Here is a 19,073-nt window from a genome sequence, read left to right as displayed (position 1 = left end):
TTTTTACTTTAGATATTCTTCTTTAATATGAACGGTCACCGACTTAACGTTTCCAGTACGATTGAAAATTTCAGTACTCGTATTTTCATCTAGACTTAGTCCGTTAAATGAGGTTTCTGAACCGTCATTAAAGGTTACAACTGTTTTATAATCATTAGCAATTGCATACACCATTGGCACTTGACAATAGGTAAACACCAGTTGTCCTTGTGCAATATTGAGTGTTGATTCTTCACCATCAACCGACACATAATTGAAGGTTTGATCGGTAGACAAAAATTCATTTTTACGTAGCATGCATGGATTAAACACCAAGTGACCGTCTTTCACAAAAACACCTAATTCGCCAAAACGACTTAAGATGTCTTCTTTGACCTGACCGGTCATTCCAGGTTGTTGTGCACCCTTTCCTGCTGGTGTATGAGAATAAGGATCCGTTGGAAATGCACCATACAATTCAGGTGATTTGTGTACACCGATACCTTCATTTATTTCGTAATAATGCTCTAACAATCTACCAACGACTTCATCACTTTCGTTGTCTTCAATTGCCTTCTGACAACATTCCATAACGGCTAATAGTAGTTTAGAAACCATATGCCAGTAAATAGAACCTAGGCCTTCATAACCATAGAATGTTCCTGAGCGTCCTGTAAATGCTTTATGATTGAATAGATCTTCAAAAATTTGAAGCACTTTAGATTCATCACTTTGTGCAAGGCTTTCATAAACTGTTCCTTCTAAATCGTTAAGAGCTGCTTTAAGATCATCGGCATTTTTAAAGTTACCGTTAAAGTGATATTCACCGTTAATGTCTTTTTCTACAATTCGAACATTTCCATCAGCGACCAAAGTCTTTAAAAGTTCAGAGCTTTCTACTGAATTCGATGGCACAGTATTTCTGTCCATAAATCCTTTCAAGTTTTTAAAAGGATATAAGATGTAACTATACTGATCGTCTCTGAAGAGTTTACTGTTTTTAAGTCCGTCTAACACGGCTAAGTTTTCACGTGATGATAAGAATCCTGAGCTTAAGACTGCCACTTGGCCTTCAAGCATTTCATCTAAATAAGAGATCGAAACACTATTATCGGCATTAACAGTCATAATGTTATAGGCATGATATAATTCGTCTGAGCGTTTATTTGCCTTAATAGAGTGTTCTAAATATTCAAGTCCTACCGCAATGAATTCCTTAATTGAACTTACCGCTACGCTCGACTTACGCCCTGAGAACGCATTGTTATAGATTTGCTCTCTATATTGGCTTCCGGCCTCACCTAACTCGTCCATTACCTTCTTACGATCGCTGTCATTGATCACACCAGATAAGATATACTGGTGCTTTTTGAAGGCTTCTGCAACTGCATTATAAAAGGTGAGCAATTCATTAGATATCTCAACCGTTTCAGTATTTACATTGTCAAATACTGTATCGAAGAATTTTAAGAATCGTCTTAAATAATACAAAGTCACCATAGACACGCCATTACCAACCAATGCGTTGTTCGCATCATTCCATTCGGGGCGTTGCGTGTTCATCCATATACCGCCTTCAGGAATAAAATTTGATAATTTGGCTAAGGTGGTTGCAAGAATTTTTTCTACAAAGTTCACCTTAACGATGAGCCTATTTTCATCTCTTAATAAGGCGCCGTCTGCACCAATTTCGAGACGATCTTGACGAATTCTATGATCTAGATCTTCATCAAACTCAATCGTGTCTTTTGGATTTTTTAGTAAATCCGAATACTGCTTTATTTTGTAAGGTACATTGGCATAAACAAATAGATCTTTGTCGAAAAAGCTTTCTAATTGCCCTGGGTTATGACCTTCAATAAATTCTAAAAACTTAAGTAAGTATATGATCTGATGATCTCCCCAGTAACCGATGTAAGACCATGGATCGTCTGGCTCAATTATTTCCCAATCAAAACCATCTTTTGTAATTCGGTATGGATTGTAACCATCAAAAGTTGTAGCATTTAAGAACTTATGAATCATACTTTCCACAAATTCTGGATAGGAGTGCGCTAAGGCTTCCCAATTCTGAAAGATATCTCGCCAATTTCCTTCATAGTCTAAAATCTTAGATCCATCTACTTCGCTTCGTGTATTGATAGAGAATTTATTCCAAGGTCTACTTGGGTCACCATGACGGCGACTAAACTTCAGTGGCATATACTCTAGGCAGAGGCGTCTGAAATTTTTATCCTCTGTACTGTATGCAACGTCTTTAAGATAAGTCACTGAAAATGTCTCAGGCATGGCGTTGATAACATCCTCAAGCTTTCTCGAAACTTTCTTATTCGCCTTTGCGATATATTTTTCGAAATCCCATTTTTCAATGGTGTACCCATCATCAAAGATTCCACCTCTCATTATATTAAAAAGTGTATTCGAAAAATGCCTTGTATCTCTAAAATTGTCTGAAGTTAATTGCAATCCGTCTGAGGAGGCATTCAATTTAATCAGCTTTTTAGTACCTAGATCAATATTATCCTCTAGTTCCTTAAGAAGTTGATTGTTTTCGCTTATTTGTTTCGATATTTCTACGATTGCCGAATGATCCTGATTCACGTTTGCAACGATTACCCAAGCTTTGGTTTTTTCTGGATCGAGTTGAATTTGAGCATTTATGAAATAAGCACCTTTTTCAGCCTTCACATCAGTTTCTTGCTGAACGCTATTAAAATTCCTGAAGTTGTCTAATTGAAGTGATGACAATAAGTAACGCGAGTCTTCAAGGCCTAAAGACCATGCTATATTAGCTTTTAAAGCTTCACTTGGTTCTGCCTTATCTACAATAATTGCGCTTAAAGCAAAAATCCCAATCCCTGTCTTTTCAACCAATTCTGTGCGCTTGTAGGCATCCACAAGATTACTACTGGCGTTCTGCAATGCACTACTTACACCATACGGTAAAACATTCTGAATTCCATCTAAAATATTCACCGTAATGGGTAGGGCTGAGTTATTAATAAGTTTTGATTTTTTAACAAAACCAAATTTATTACTCGAACACCATTCATATCGGAATACCAAATCAAGATCTAGATTTTCTTCTTCAAAAATCACAGCATTTCCGTAGACACTTTTGTAAAGGTTACGTCTTATGTTATAGTCATCTTGAAATCTGATAGAAAAAGGTTCCCAGATATATTTTTCTCCATTCTTACTAATTTGAAAAATAGATTTTGCTCCGGTTAGTTCTGAAGATTCGGTAATCTTATCATCAGAATAGTATGGAAACAATGCATATTCAGAATTTTTTCGACCAGCAGTTAAACCTCCATTACTTGAAATAAACATCCAGTGATTAGAATCACTCACAATGCTCATAAAGAATGGGCGCATTTGGTCGTTATTGGAAATCTTAAAGTAAGCCTTATTATCTATAGTTACAGGCTCTAGATTCACAGTTTTGTCTTGTTCAATTGTATCTTTCAATGTCTTAGGTAATACGGTTAGCAATTTTTGAGGACAAGGGTCAAAAAGGTCAAGAATTACGTCTCTTGACCTTTATATTATGTGATTTGTTTGATTTTAATCCGCTGAGTAAACTCTTACGTAATCAACATACATGGTCTGTGGAAATACAGTATCTGCATTAGGTGGGCCTGGTAAATTACCTCCAACAGCAACATTCATGATTATGAAAAATGGACGATTAAAAACCCAATCTCCAGCGTTATCAAGCAAACTATTATCAATAGATTCAGCAGCTTCGTCAGCTATAGTTTCTGGTGTAATAGACTGGTATAATTCATCATCAACATAAAAATTAATGCGGTTTGGACTCCATTCTACACCAAAAATGTGGAATTCGTCATCGAAACGTGCGTTTTGAAGTTCATACTTTTTTGATACAGAATCACCAGCGTTATAGCCTGGTCCATGAACACTACCAAAAATTACAGTTGGCTCATCACCTAGGTACTCCATAACATCGATCTCGCCACAATTTGGCCAAGGGTTTTCTGCACAGTCATTTCCTAATAACCAGAATGCTGGCCAAAGTCCTTGTCCCCATGGTAGTTTTATACGAGCTTCGAAACGTCCGTATTGCTGTTCGAATAAATTCTGTGAAATTATTCTAGCAGAGGTATATCCTGAACCTTCAAAAGCTTCCTGACGTGCTACAATTTTAAGCATACCATCTTCCACGACTGCGTTTTCTGGTCTGTCAGTATAATACTGTAATTCGTTATTACCCCAACCTGGGATGCCTTGGGCAGTACCATCACCAATCTCAAATGTCCAAAGTGACGAGTTTGGTGCACCATCGATATCAAATTCGTCTTGCATCGTAATGGTATTGAAATTTGCCACGATCTGAGTATCATCAGGATTACAGCTAATCACTACTACGCCAACAGTGATCATTGCAACCAAGGTTGCACATAATTGAATGGCGTTCGATTTGATTTTATTCTTTAAATTCATAGTTTTTCGTTTTTTAATTTTCAGCATAATAGTATATGTTGTCAATAGATAGGTTAGCAATAGTTCCGTCAGTTACGAATAGCATCATTCCAACGGCATCTCTCGCTGTTAAACCGGCAAAACTTGATAATGGAATATCAAATTCAACCCATTCATTACTTAATAATTCTGCACCTGATATTGAGAAAACTCCTGAAACTTCACTCGGTTGTGTGAAGTTATTGTGCAGTGATATATTAATAAAATCTGAAGCATCTACAGTTTCGTTTACTCTAAACTCAATGTGTAGATGTGTTAAATCTGTAATATCTACTGGTTGAACACCACTATTATCTCTACCATAATATTCTATCGCAACAAAATTGAGCATTGTATAGTCGATAATATTATTTCCATTTTCATTAACTGCTCCTCCAAGGGTAGTTTGAAATGGTTCATAGAATCCATTATAGTTATCAACCGGCACATTTGCGAAAACATCACTAAAGATTGAAATCACCTCAATATTAACAGCTTCAATCGTTAAAGATCCTTCAGCTGGCACTCCACCAAGGGTTGCAGTAATTGTAGCGGTATTATTTCCTCCTTCACCTGGACCATCAACGGTCACCAAACCGAATTCATCAACTGATGCTACAAAAGGATTTGAAGTTTCAAAATCGTAATATGAAGGTGTTGCATTCACAGTAATATCTGATCCGTTAGGACCATTGGCCGTATACGTTAAACCAATAATTGGAACGGATGTATCTACATTGGCTTGTCCCATTTGGTCTTGACCACCCATGATCTTTGGTCTAGGCTGACCTAGCGTTCCTAGATTTTCAAAACGAATTTCATCTATCCAAAATGTATAGCCTGCTCCGTTTGTACTTTCTGTACCTGCAGAAAACAAGAACATACCTTTTTCTTGCACTAACTTAGAAGGATCAGGAATTGGAATAATATATTTTCTCCAATCGGTAGAAAGTTCAATATCATTTACGCTTACTGCATATCTATCTCGTTCGAAATCTGACCCAAAACCTATTGTACCAATAGTTGCTGTGGTGGATCCTTTTGCATAAAATGTTAAAGCATCATAGCCAGTTAGATCTCTACCTTCTCCTCGGTCTCTGAAAATTCCACCTATGAAACCACCATCTGGGTCAGTTGGTGTCGGAACATCAATTCTAATGGAAGTGGTTCCTTCAAAAGCTTCATTATCGTCAGTTCCAAATCCGTTTGGATTGGCGCCTACTGCTGGGTCAAAAGATTCAAAAAATTCATCTGTAAGACCAACAGGTGCATCTGTAAAAATATCTGGTGTATTAGGAAACGTTGCTAAATCTACATCGTCTGAAAAGCCGCGTTCACAACCAACCATCACTATACATATCGCTCCCAATAAAGGGAAAACTATGTGATATTTTAAATTAAATTTTTTCATAATCATAGAATTTTTTATTTGCCAATGTTAATATGTATATACGTTCTGATTTCCCACTCTGAACCATTTGGGAATCCAACAGGACTCAAAATTGGAGGTGAGTTAGGGTTAGTTGAGTTCGGATCGGTAGCAAGCGGACCAAATCTAGGCGAGAACTCGTCTAGAGAACGCCACATTCCTCTGATACCAATTTGTGTACTTGGTAAAATAAACCAATCAGGTTTTCCGATAGTTGTAGAAACATCCAACATTAATTGTAACGGGAAAGTTAAGTTGAAATCTCTGTGGTAATCGAATGGTCCCCAATCATTAACTTTAATATGCGATTGAACTTTGATTTTTTTGTAAATCATTCTCACATCACCACCAAAACGTGTAATCGTTCTGTCTGAATCACCATTACCCTGTCCGTTTCCGTAGTAGAAATTACCAATAATTCCTAGATCTGGACTTAATTTTGAAACGATTCTCGTATGTGCTTCCCATAAATCTTCTGCTGGTGCTGATTCACCAAAGGCGAAGAAGGTACGATCTGCTAAGAAACCGATATGCGCATCTTGAGTCGTTGGTAGATGTCTGTAAACAAATCCAGCACTCATGGCAAATTTAGCATCTTCAGCTCTATCGTTATTCCACTCGTACATCCAAGTTCCTGGTGTAGGGTCGAAGGTTAATAAGATCTCTCCTGCAGTAGCCTCTCGGTTACCACCTCTTACAGCAAACGGATCATCGATAACATTTCTTAAACGTCCAGGGCCAGGAACACCATTTGGCATTGGATCTACTAATGGCTTTTGCCACATAAAGTTAGGAGCAATTTGTAAATCGCCTACGGCATATGTGAACCCTGTTAAGAAATTCGTCATGTTTCCACTACCAGAATCTTTAAGTCTCCAACCTGTAAATGTTCTTGTTTGATCAAAACCACCATTGGCCACCAAGCCCATGTAAGAACCTTGAGCGTACCAGTTAAATGGTCCTTTTTGGAAGGTAACCTTAGCTTTTGCTCCCCAGTTGTCTTTTCCTTGTACTTTATCTACTACGACAACGTCGTTGTCTTCTTCATACATTTGGAAAGAACTTCCGTTAAGTGGGCTACCACCCCAAATACCACCAAGGGTAATTCCGAAACTTCCGAAATCTCTTTCAACAGCAATTGTTGCTCTTTCTTGTGGCCAAGCAGGAATAATACCTGAACGTACTTGGTTTGCATCTAATACACGTCGACCTGTTTCATCGAATTCTAGATCTGTATTCACATCTCTGTGATAGATACCAGTTACATCCCAATTCAAAATTCTACGTGAATATTTAAATAACATTGTTGGATTCGCTCCCCACCAAAGTTGTGGTCCGAATGCAGCTTTTAAACCTTCCAATTCTCCTTTAGCATCTACTTCAATACCGAGAATCTCACCATTATAAATATCTAAGTTAGGACCATAGTTTGCTTCTGGATATAGGTTGAAGAAATCACCTTCATATGCCCAGTGATAATGTCCGGTTCTGTAGAAACCTCTTAGATCGAAATCTTTGGCGTTCCATTCAAACTCTGCCTGATAAACTCTTAATCTGTTAAAATCGGCAATTTCAACATCGATATCATTTCCACCATCAACACCAACGATAGTTACTGGTCGACCAACATTTTCATAGAAAATTTCATTGATCGGGTTCTCTGCTACATTACCAAGAATATTGAAATCTACGTTTGCACGCATATTTGATGAAGGTTTCCCTTCAATTCCTACGTAATAAGACTGCATGTGGTCAAACCCTAATTGATTAGGAAATACGTTCGCATTAGGATCTTCTGTTTCTGGTGTTGTAATTAGACTTCCGCCAGTATTAAAGGTTGTGAATTCTGCTCTAAGTCTACTAATTCCTAATTTTCCTGTAGACCCACCTTCAAGCGCGGCTTTATCTCCTCTTGCCTTTAAGACAGCATCCATAAGATTAATATTAGAGAAGTAGTTCTCCATGAATTCCATGCTCATTCCTTCGTCATAAGGATTCAATTGGTGAACTTCCTTAAGCGCATAATAAGCAGCTCTTGGGTATAGTTCGTATAATCCTCTTTCATTAGTTGGTCCTTTGGCACAAATACCAAACCACTCTTCGTTCATATTATTACCACCTGGAGCTAAATCTCGAGAGTATCCTCCATTTGGCCAGGTTGCAATAGTATTGTGAACATCAAAATCTTTTGTCTGGTTCCATTTCCACCAACCATCACTAGATTGGAAGGTAAAACCACCTAAGGAGTTTCCTGTTTTACCTAAACCAGCTGCATTTTGATAAATGTCTTTCCAATTTCCAACATTATAGTATGCTTGAGAATATTGGTCTTCTTTATTTTCGATAGCATTGAATGCATCGGCACCAAACTCTGCAAATAATATTGGCTTGTTGAGTTCGTCATTAACACGTTGAAAGGCATCACCGAAAGAAATACCACGATACATATTCGTACCATAGATATCAATATCTGGACAATACTCTTTTACAATATCAAGATATAATAAATCACCGTTACAAATAGCTACAGGTACTGACTTGTCAATGTCCTTAATGGCAAGTGCTGCATCATTAAAGGCTTTATATAATCCTTCAGCTGCTAAACGGATCCCTGGATCTACGCCATCGATTGGAATTGCTTCAGTTTCTGCACCAGTCCATGATAAGTGATAGTTGTTCTCATTACCCACCATATATAGTAGAAGCCCTGGCGTGTCTTTATACTTATTAGCCATATCAGTGACTTCTTTCATTAAGACTTCACGAGTAGCTTCATCTGTATAATCTGTTTGTGGTACCCAAGCCCCGTTTATGGTAAGACCATAAGCTCCAAATTGGGTATTCAGCATGGTATAGATACCATAATTTTCGTAGATATATGTAATCCATTTTGGTTCTAAGCCATACGTACGGATTGCATTAACACCCATATTTTTGAATAGTGCCATTTCAGCGTCTAAGGCTGCTCTGATCACATCATCTGATTCTGCCCAAATACCTTTATCGAGAATGCCGTTACCAATAGGAACGTAATCCCAGTTGATTCCATTTACAATCATGGTTTGGCCATTGGCAACGAGTCTAAATCCATCGTCACTTTTTTCGACTGATACTTTATTGGATTGTGCTAGTGCAAAAGACACACTAAACATAAAGAATAGTACGATTAGATTATTTTTCATAGAGTTAGTTTTATATTATTCTTGAATGATTTCTTTAAGGGAATCAGCCTTATCCTTCTTATTTGTCAGACGCTTATACCAACCTTCAAAAAGGGTTAAAAAAGGTCAATACATGGTAAATATTGACCTTTCAGCACAGACTAATAGACTAAATAATTATTGTCTTACTAGTTTAAATCTCCACCAGCCTTCGCCAGCAATAGCTATATCTACGATAATCGTATTATCGTCTTCGAATTCTATAATATATTCAACTGAATCTGGCGCTTCTCCTGGGCTACCTAACTCAGCACCATTTACGGCTTTTGCTAATCCTAAGAATGCTCCAGTACCATCTAGAGTAACTGTTCCGGCACCAGCATCATAATCGTATGTTGCAGACGCAGAACCGTCATGTGGGAACACTGGCGTAGCACAACTTTCAGGATCATTTCCTTGCCAAGCTTCTACCCATGTTTCGTCACCTAAAATATTTTCGAATGTACCGTCATTATTAAATACATATAAGTCATCAAATAAACAGTCTCTTGTAGTTACATCGTCGGCAGAACTTGAGAACCAAGATACGTTACCTTGACCTGGACCTACACCAAAAGCACCTGCTTCTGGAGCTAATGCCCATGAACCTACTAATGGATTTGAAGGTGCTGCATCTTTAACTAATTTAAATCTCCACCAGCCTTCACCTGCAACAGCAATATCTAGGATCATAGTATTCTCGTCTTCTAATTCGACGATATACTCAATAGAATCTACAGCGTCATTAGGACTCGCTAATTCACCACCATTAAATACTTTTGCCAGACCTAAGAAAGCACCTGTTCCATCAATGGTAAGTGTACCTGCGCCAGCATCGTAGTCGTAAGTTGCTGAAGCTGTTCCGTCATGCGGGAATACTGGAGCACCACAACCTTCTGGATCTTGACCTTGCCATCCTTCTAACCATGTTTCAGTACCTAATCTATTTTCGAAAGTTCCATCTGCTAGGAATACATATTCATCGTCAAATAAACAATCTCTTGTTGCAACGTCATCAGCAGAACTTGAGAACCAAGATACGTTACCTTGACCTGGACCTACACCAAAGGCGCCTGCCTCAGGAGCAAATCTCCAAGTTCCTTCTATACCTGATGGTGCTGGAGGTGCATCCTTTACAAAGTTGAATTGCCACCAACCTTCGCCAGCAATTGCGATATCTAAGGTCATTGAAAGACCATCTTCAGAAATTGTAGCTAAATAAGTTACTGACTCTGGAGCATCACCTGGTGATGCTAGCTCAGCACCATTTACAACTTTAGCAAGTCCCATAAAAGCACCTGTTCCGTTAAGTGTAAGCTCGCCTCCACTGAAGTCCCATGTTGCGTTTGCAGTTCCATCGTGTGGGAATACTGGTGTACCACAAGCTTCTGGATCTGTACCTTGCCAAGGCTCTAGCCACGTTTCGTCTCCTAAAATATTTTGGAATGTTCCGTCTGCAAGGAATACATACTCATCATCGAATAAACAATCTCTTGTTGCAACATCATCTTCAGAACTAGAGAACCAAGATACATTACCTTGACCCGGACCTACACCAAAAGCACCTGCTGCTGGAGCTAAACGCCATGTACCAACAATTGGTGGTGCATCAACAGGATCTTCTTCAACAACAAATATTACTGTGTAATCTTTAGTGATAGATACATCATCTCTACCAGGTAAAGAAGCGATTACTCTAATTCTGTATGTTTCAGTAACCTCAGGGTATTCATAAACTACCATTGGCCCACTAGTTTCAAATACATCCTCCTCAGAATTTGGATCACCGAAGTCTACAGTATAAACTATTCGTCCATCTGGTGGAATTGTAGTTGCAATAACACCTATCTCATTACCTTCTGCATTTAGCTCGGCAATGTTAAAATCTAGTCCGCGTATTATATTTAATTCATCATCTTCCTCACAAGAAAAAGTAGCACTGAACATTAATAATGCTAGTACATAATAAACGCCTTTTTTTAATATTTTCATCATTTTCTAATTTTTGTTCAACTGTATTTTTAATATCCTGGATTTTGTCCCCATCGATCAACGGCTTGCGCTAATTCTAATTCTATTAGAGGAATTGGGAATATTTCATTTTTATTTACTTGGAAATTCACTGGAGTGAAGCCTTCACCTATTGAAGCGTTATACGCACTGAATGCTTCTTGAGCTTTACCTGTTCTTACTAAATCGAAGAATCGGTGTCCTTCACCTCCTAATTCTTTTCGGCGCTCTTCATAAATAGCATCTAAAAGATTGCCCTCGGCTGCAGTGTAATTATTGTCATTATTTCCATAGGCTCTTGCACGAACCTGATTCAAATAGTTTTCTGCATTGGTTCCACCTGATTGTGCTTCCGCCTCAGCTGCCATTAGTAAGACATCCGCATAGCGAATTGAACGATAGTTTTGTGGATGTGTCAACTGTGCAACGCTTTCTCCTAAGTCTGCTCTACGCGGTGCATATTTGTGATTATAAAAACCAGTATCTTCTCTTGGTGGCGTATAAACTGAATTATCTTCTTGAGCTTGTAATTCACGTAAATCTAAGAACGTTGTTTGTCTTCTCATGTCGCCATCATCAAAGATGTCATAGTATTGTTGTGTTGGTAAATTGAAGCCCCAACCTGAAGCATAAATAGGATCGTTATATGGTGATCTCGGTCCATTAAACTGAACAAAGTATGATCCTTCGCTACATGCTATGCATCCCCATCCTGCACCTTCAACATTAGTATATTGAATTTCGAATACAGATTCTGGTCCATTTTCACCACCAACTGTAAACAGATTCATGAAGTCTTCACCAGTCACTAAACCATATTGACCACTATTAATAACCTCATTTAAAACCTGAGCCGCCTGAGAATATTTTGATGAGTCAAAAGTTCCGTGATATAGGTATACCTTACCTAACAATGCCTGAGCAGCACCTCGGGTTGCTTTATATGCAAAATCCTGAGACGTTGGCAAATTAGGAATTGCTTCTAAAAGGTCTTGTTCAATTAATGCATACGTTGCAGCAATACTTTCAACTCTTTGCATTGAGAATTGATCTCCTGGAATAACAGGTTGGTTTACAATTCTGTCTACACCATCTCGGTTTTCGACCTTTAATGGAATATTACCGTAGAATTTAGTTAATTCAAATGTGTAGTATGCACGCAAGAAGTATGCTTGAGCTATAATTTCTTCCTTACCAGAAAAATCAATTTTATTCTCATTTTCTAATAAGAAGTTTGTTCTATTTAAACCAGCATACATTAATGTCCAAATATCTCTCAACTGATTGTTATCGGCTGGAGAATGGTTCATTGAATTTACATTTTGAAGTGTTGGCTGATCGATTGAAGCGGCATCTCCACCAGCAATAATATCGTCGGAAGCAACAACACTTGTTAGTACATTCCAGAATGTAGCTTGTAATAAATCATAAGCGCCTACTAAGGCATCTTCATACTCCTCAGGTGTGTTAAAGAAATCATCTGAGGTTACCGGTATAGGATCTACTTCTACAAAATCATCACAAGAAGAAGTTGCAAAAAGAAATAGAACCCAAACGTATTTTAATTTAAAAATCTTTTTCATAATTTTTTAAAAGTTTAAGTTAACACCTAATAAATAAGAACTAGCAACAGGATAGAATCCTTTGTCTATTGTACCTCCAAGAGGAGCTCCTGAATTGGCACTTGGATCGTAACCAGAATAATCGGTTATTGTAAATAAGTTGTTACCTGCAAGATACACTCTAAGTTTATCTATTCCTAACGAAGAATTTACGCTCTCTCCGAAGGTATAACCAACCTGAACATTTTGCAGACGCAAGAATGACGCATCCTCCACGAAGAAGTCTGAAAAGATATTCGCATTAATCGAACCATTATCAAACCTTGGCACTGAATTGCTCGTGCCTGCACCTTGCCATCTTGCTAATGCATAAGTACCAATATTTGCAGTTGGCACCTTACGCTCATAATCTCTTACCATATCATTACCTATAGATGCAAATGCATTTGCACTAAAGTCGATATTTTTATATTTGAAACCAATATTCAGACCCATAGTTACATCTGGAATTGGATTACCTATTACCGTTCTGTCGTTTGTATCGATTTGACCATCACCATTCACATCAGCAAATCTAAGATCACCTGGGGCAACTTCACCTATTTCACTAGACACATAAGTGCCGTTTGGAGAGGCAGCATCTAAGGCATCGATTTCTGCTTGTGTTTGGAAAACACCTTCAGTTCTATATCCGAAGTAGTGTCCTAATGGAAGTCCTGGTACCATTCTAGAAATACCAATCTGATTAATACCAACACCAAATTCACCTGCAACTGGTGGAATTTCACCATTTACAGATATCACCTCATTATCTAAGGTAGTCATATTGAAATTCACATTAAATTCAAAATCTTCTGTGAGATTGTCATTATAACCAATACTAAATTCGAAACCTCTATTTTCAACTGTACCAGCATTAATTGTTGGGAAGATTGAAGGATTCAAACTTGTATTAATTAAGGCTGATGCTTGTGGATCGAATAACAGGTCTTCTGTTCTTTTCTTGAATGCATCGAACGTAAGGCTCAATTTATAATCGAATAATCTTGCATCAAAACCAACATTAAGTGATTGCTGTTCCTCCCATTTCAGGTTTGGATTTCCTGGTACACCAGGAGCAACTCCAAGAATAATATCTGTTTGGTTCATAGCATTACCAGGCGCTACGGCACCTTCGCCATTTAAAAGCGTGATATAACGGAAGTCTGGAATTCTATCATTACCGATGATACCCCAACTACCACGTAGTTTTAAAGAACTTACCCAACCAACGTTTTCCATGAAGTTTTCATCTGAAATATTCCAACCAGCTGACATTGAAGGGAAATATCCGAATCGGTTGTTAGGACCAAATTTTGAAGATCCATCACGACGTAATACCGCCGAAAATAAATACTTTCCTTTATAGTTATATTGTACTCTAGTGAAGAATGACTGTAGACGCACATCGAATTGCTCATCGCCATTTTCTAGTTGGTTTGGCTGGAAACGCTGAACAATTCTACCATTAACTGGGTCTAATCTATCACCAATCCAACCATCTTGAAATGCATCATCTACACTGTTACTACCGCCAGCTAATACAAATCCTGTTTGACCATAAAAATGTCCACGTGTTCTAAAGGCTGATCCACCAAGTAAAACCGTTAGATTATGATCATCGTTAAAGGTATCGGTATATGTTAAATAGGCATCAAATGTATAATCTGTGAACAGAGCACTATGATCAACAATTTCGTTACCACCACTATTATTATCTGGATTGAAAGGTCTTACACTTCCAGATTTACTAAAGTTATTTCCGTAATCAATTACAGGTCTAAATACATCGTCTAATACATTTGCGTAATTGATTTGAAGTTTTGCACTAGCGGTAAATTTATCGAAGAAGCTGTAGTCTAAACCAATAGTACCACTATATCTATCTACTCTTGTCGTATTATGACTATTTCTTATCTGAGTGATCGGATTCACAACCTCAATTGCCGCCACAGCCGTTGGCACAGATAGTGCACCGTCTTCATCAAATACTGGCAAATCAGGATTAACATTCACTGCATTATATAAAGGTGTACCAATACCATTTTCTGGTAAATTATTTTTCTTTGAATTTGTTATAAGCGCGGTAGTTGTAAGTTTTAAATTATCTAGAATATCATATTGATAAGAAAGTCTAGCTGTTGTACGTCTATAGTTAGACTTATCACCACCAACAATACCATCTTGATCTAGATTTGCTATACCAAAACTGTAAGCCGATTTTTCTCCACCACCACTCGCACTGAAGTTGACATCGGTAATACCAGCGGTTTCAAAAACCTCATCTTGCCAATCAGTCCCTGAATTAGGAAAGACAAAAAACTGTGTGCTATTTAATGCATCGTTTACATAAATGGCATACTCTCTAGGATTTAGAACGTCGATTTTCTGAGCTGTTCTTTGGAACCCTGTAAAGGCATCAAATGTAAATTTAAGCTCCGATGCTTTTCGACCAGTCTTGGTGGTAATTAAAATTACACCATTTGCACCCCTTACTCCATAAATACCAGCTGTTGCATCTTTAAGTACGTTGATACTTTTAATGTCGTTTGGGTTTAATACAGACAAGTCTTCAATAACGTTACCGTCTACTAAAATTAAAGGTCGGTTATCTCCGTTGGTGGAAATACCTCTAATTCTAATGTTTGCACCTGCCCCTGGAGAACCAGAAGTCGAGGTCACATTTACACCGGCAATTTGCCCTTGTAATGCTTGTTCTACACGTTGTGGATTAAGCTTTTCGATCGCTTCAGTATCGAGAACGGAAACAGCACCTGTTGTTTCTTTTTTCTTCTGAGTACCGTATCCAACAACTACGACTTCACTCAATGATTGCGCATCTTCTACAAGCGCAATTTGAATTGGATTACCACTTGTTATAGTGACTTCTTGAGTAATAAAACCCAAATAGGAAACTACTAAAACTGAATTTAGTGGTACATCGAGAATCGTAAAGTTTCCATCGAAATCGGTTGAAGCTCCTTTAGAGGTATTTTTAATTACCAAATTAACGCCCGGAAGTGGTTGACCGGAAGAGGCTTCTGTAACTGTACCTGTTACATCTACATTTTGCCCAAACATTGTTATAGATACAAGAATGGCAAAAAGTGTACAAAATTTGATTTTCATAGTTAGTTGCGTTAGAACAAGCAACTTAGCACAAAATTTTGTCGAATTCGCAATAATTGACTATACAAAAAACATACATCGCAAAAAATCTGAGGTTTTTTTATGAATTTAGTGTTAAAACCCTGTTAAATTGAGGATTGTAGCGATTTTCAGTGTGTTGATCAAAACTTGCCTAAACATCAAAATCCGCTAAATGTATAGGTATTGTATAGGTTATTTTTTGTGTTGTATAGGAGTTATAGCTCAAGAATATAGTCTGTAAGACTCTGCTCGTGGTCTAATCCCATTTTTTTACGCAATCGATATCGCTTTACTTCAACACTTTTATGAGAAATATTCAATAACGGAGCAATCTCCTTCGAAGACAGATTCAAACGTAAGTAAGCACATAGTCTGAGATCGTTTGGAGTAATAGAAGGATGTAAGTTTTTAATGCGCTTCATAAAGTTTTTATCGACGTTATTAAATGCCTCTTCAAACAATTTCCAATCACTGGTATTATTTAAGTTGGTATTGATCATTCTTATCACACCTTTTACATCGTCTAATGATTTACTTCTAGAAAGTTCTTCCTTAATATTATTTAATAATTCGTTCCGTTTAACCAAATTCATGGTTGCCGTGCCAAGTTCACGATTCTTATTTTCTATATCTAACTGAAGGTTTTGATTTTTAAACTGTATTAACTGTCTTTGGTTCTCTAGTTGTTCAAGGTCTAATTCTCTTTGTTTCTTTTCAATCAATTTTTCCTTTTGAATTCTATAGTAACGATTATTGAAGTACTGTATCAAGAAAAGTAATAGCAATCCAAATAACACATAAGCAGCTATTGCTACGGGTTTCAATAGCCAAGGTTTATCGATATTAAAATTGAATGCCGCCAGATTACTCGACTCTATTCCTCCTGATTGTGCCTTCACTTCAAAGGTGTAATCGCCATACGGAAGGTTTTCGAAATAAACTTCAGAATCAGTACTCCAATCACTCCAGTTATCATAAAGCCCGACTAAACGGTACTTATATTTTGTGGCCGAAAACTTGTTGTAATCGGTAACACTATACTTAAAAAGAATACTATTAGATTTATTGTCTAATTGGGCTTCATCGGCAAGACCTAACCTTGAAGATTCATTATGTAATGAATTATAAGCAATATGGTCTATCTTAATTTCGTTCGAATTCTGCTTGAGCTTATCTAGATCTACAATGAGATATCCATCTGTAGTACCAATTAAATATTCATTGTCATTCAGGCATAGAATATTTTCATAACCTACCTTACTATTTCTCAGCTCGTACGGGATAGCAATTTTATTAATCTTTGGCTCGTCCGATAGTGTTCCTGGCTCCACATAAGCGATATCATTTTTTGAAAAAAGCCATAAACGGTTATTGTAAGAATCTAAAACCAATTTACCCGACAAATAATTAAATCCTTTAATCAGTTCACTTAAAGCATTGTCTCTTATAAAATTTGATTTCGATTCATCGTAAACATAAACACCATACTTATTACTATACAAAAGTTGCCCGTTGTATTTAATAATGCTTGATTTTGGTCCTTCTTCAATATCAAGCTTTTTTGATTCTTTAATCTGAAAATAATCAGAGTCGACCGTAATTTTATATACGCCTTTGTATTCATGGCTTATCAATATCTCATTCGGATTTACAAAATCGAAATATCTTGAAGAAATATCAAAACCTTTTATTTTATTTCGATATGACCATGTGCCATTTTTAAATTCTAAAACACTTAATCCTTCATAATTCCCTTGAATTAAAAGATTTGGATCTTTAGTTTCTTTAATTAACCATGTTCCTATCTCACCGTTTATATAGGTTGCTATTCCTTCATTAATTTGAAAAGTTCCTTTGTCGTGTCCGCAGAACAAATTGTTATTTATCAGATTTAAACACCAAACCTGACCCTTGGTACCTTCAACTAATCTGAAACTCTTGTCAGTTGTTTCATTTTTATAAAACAAACCTTGATTGCTACCTAAATACAGAAAATCACCGACCTTGATAGAACTATAAATGGTTCCTAATACGCCCTGTTTATCTTTATAAACGCGATACGGCGAATCAATATTCACACAATTAATTCCATTATCTAATCCAAGCCAAATATTGCCTTGGTTGCCTTCAAATAAAGACAAGACTGTGTTATTACTAAGGCCTCCTGCTTGATTTATCTTGAGAATCCTTTTTCCATCAGAAGACATTTGAATAACACCTTCAGAAATAGTTCCGAAAAGAAAGCTTTGATCCTTCAATCTAATACTGCTATAAATACTCAATCCATTTAATTCTGCATTTGCCTCATCATTCCAAATGGATATCACATCATCGGCGTATTTAAGAATTCCATTCTCTTTTGTTACCAATAATAAACTCTCATTATCTTCATAGATATTAATGATTTCGTTATCATCAAAAACCTCTGCCGGAATGGTTAGTTGCTCTACACCATTCTTTATTTCACAAATACCACGGCCATATTTATGGAAGTAAATTTTTTGTCCGACTTTAAATATTTTATTAATTCTGCTGTCGGAATCGATAATCTTGAAACTATCGTTTTCTATACTATATATGTATATACGATCTAAAGACTGAAACAAAATATAATCTTCAATCTCAATTATATCCCAAAATTGTTCGTCTTCTTTAACTTCAATATCTCTTCCTGCTAATAAAGACGTATAAACCAAGCCTCCAAAATCATCGGTTTCCCAATAACCAAAATCCATATAACAACCCGTATAGATCTTATCATCTATTACGCTGACTGATCTTAAAATAGATTGATTTGGTGAGGGGAATAATTCCCAACGAGCGCTATTATAACGCAGTAATCCTTTATTGTTGGCAAAATAAATAAGACCATTTTCATCTTGAGATATATCCCAGTTTTGGTCTTCGGCCTGATAATCTTGCTGGGTAAATATTTGTATTGGTGGAATTTCCTGAGCTTGTACAGAAAAACCAATAATCAAAGTAAAAACTATGAATACGTTTTTTAACCTAACCATTAACCACAAATTGATGTCTGTTGCTGTAAAAAAAGTACCACAACATTCATGTTAAGTGACTAAGGTAAGTAAATATAAGCACTTTGAGAAGTCTTGTAGTGTTATTGTAAACATAAAATTGCTAAATAAACAAATTGAGAGTTAGAATATCGACACAAGAAAAAAACTAATTACCGATTAATTTCTGATAATGAACTTATTC

The 19,073-nt window shown here is 36.9% G+C and carries 8 protein-coding genes; all 8 read right to left on the bottom strand.

The features are described 5' to 3' along the window. Positions 1 to 3 precede the first annotated feature (3 nt). Positions 4 to 3,450, bottom strand: coding sequence for a hypothetical protein (locus DDY94_RS14215; RefSeq protein WP_198658964.1), 3,447 nt, complete (start codon positions 3,448 to 3,450; stop codon positions 4 to 6). A 96-nt stretch (positions 3,451 to 3,546) separates the two neighbouring features. Beyond that, positions 3,547 to 4,446 (bottom strand): glycoside hydrolase family 16 protein, encoded by a 900-nt coding sequence (locus tag DDY94_RS14210; RefSeq protein WP_232817877.1) that lies wholly within the window; start codon positions 4,444 to 4,446, stop codon positions 3,547 to 3,549. 13 nt (positions 4,447 to 4,459) lie between these two features. Beyond that, the gene (locus DDY94_RS14205) at positions 4,460 to 5,875 is read right to left on the bottom strand and encodes a carbohydrate-binding protein (RefSeq protein WP_111685404.1); all 1,416 of its coding nucleotides are present in this window, start codon (positions 5,873 to 5,875) and stop codon (positions 4,460 to 4,462) included. A 14-nt stretch (positions 5,876 to 5,889) separates the two neighbouring features. Next, a complete protein-coding gene (locus DDY94_RS14200) occupies positions 5,890 to 9,075 on the bottom strand; it encodes a glycoside hydrolase family 2 TIM barrel-domain containing protein (protein WP_111685134.1) in 3,186 nt (1,061 codons plus the stop codon). Between the two features lie 156 nt (positions 9,076 to 9,231). Then, the gene (locus DDY94_RS14195; RefSeq protein WP_157957336.1) at positions 9,232 to 11,088 is read right to left on the bottom strand and encodes a hypothetical protein; all 1,857 of its coding nucleotides are present in this window, start codon (positions 11,086 to 11,088) and stop codon (positions 9,232 to 9,234) included. A 26-nt stretch (positions 11,089 to 11,114) separates the two neighbouring features. Further along, on the bottom strand, positions 11,115 to 12,686 hold the full coding sequence (locus DDY94_RS14190) for a RagB/SusD family nutrient uptake outer membrane protein (protein WP_111685130.1): 1,572 nt from the start codon (positions 12,684 to 12,686) through the stop codon (positions 11,115 to 11,117). A gap of 6 nt (positions 12,687 to 12,692) precedes the next feature. Further along, positions 12,693 to 15,833 carry a SusC/RagA family TonB-linked outer membrane protein gene (locus DDY94_RS14185; RefSeq protein ID WP_111685128.1) on the bottom strand — a complete coding sequence of 1,047 codons (3,141 nt, stop codon included), beginning with the start codon at positions 15,831 to 15,833 and terminating at the stop codon, positions 12,693 to 12,695. A 236-nt stretch (positions 15,834 to 16,069) separates the two neighbouring features. After that, positions 16,070 to 18,871 (bottom strand): helix-turn-helix and ligand-binding sensor domain-containing protein, encoded by a 2,802-nt coding sequence (locus DDY94_RS14180; RefSeq protein ID WP_111685126.1) that lies wholly within the window; start codon positions 18,869 to 18,871, stop codon positions 16,070 to 16,072. Positions 18,872 to 19,073 lie beyond the last annotated feature (202 nt).

It is taken from the genome of Winogradskyella tangerina, from assembly GCF_003260205.1.
Lineage (GTDB): Bacteria > Bacteroidota > Bacteroidia > Flavobacteriales > Flavobacteriaceae > Winogradskyella > Winogradskyella tangerina.
The sequence above is the reverse complement of the archived record's forward strand: the minus strand, read 5'-3'. Positions and strand labels throughout refer to the sequence as shown.

Bases quoted from the DNA above. Each gene is read 5' to 3' on its own strand.
- DDY94_RS14195 (WP_157957336.1), bottom strand. From the start codon at position 11,088: ATGATGAAAATATTAAAAAAAGGCGTTTATTATGTACTAGCATTATTA.
- DDY94_RS14190 (WP_111685130.1), bottom strand. From the start codon at position 12,686: ATGAAAAAGATTTTTAAATTAAAATACGTTTGGGTTCTATTTCTTTTT.
- DDY94_RS14205 (WP_111685404.1), bottom strand. From the start codon at position 5,875: ATGAAAAAATTTAATTTAAAATATCACATAGTTTTCCCTTTATTGGGA.
- DDY94_RS14210 (WP_232817877.1), bottom strand. From the start codon at position 4,446: ATGAATTTAAAGAATAAAATCAAATCGAACGCCATTCAATTATGTGCA.
- DDY94_RS14200 (WP_111685134.1), bottom strand. From the start codon at position 9,075: ATGAAAAATAATCTAATCGTACTATTCTTTATGTTTAGTGTGTCTTTT.
- DDY94_RS14185 (WP_111685128.1), bottom strand. From the start codon at position 15,833: ATGAAAATCAAATTTTGTACACTTTTTGCCATTCTTGTATCTATAACA.
- DDY94_RS14180 (WP_111685126.1), bottom strand. From the start codon at position 18,871: ATGGTTAGGTTAAAAAACGTATTCATAGTTTTTACTTTGATTATTGGT.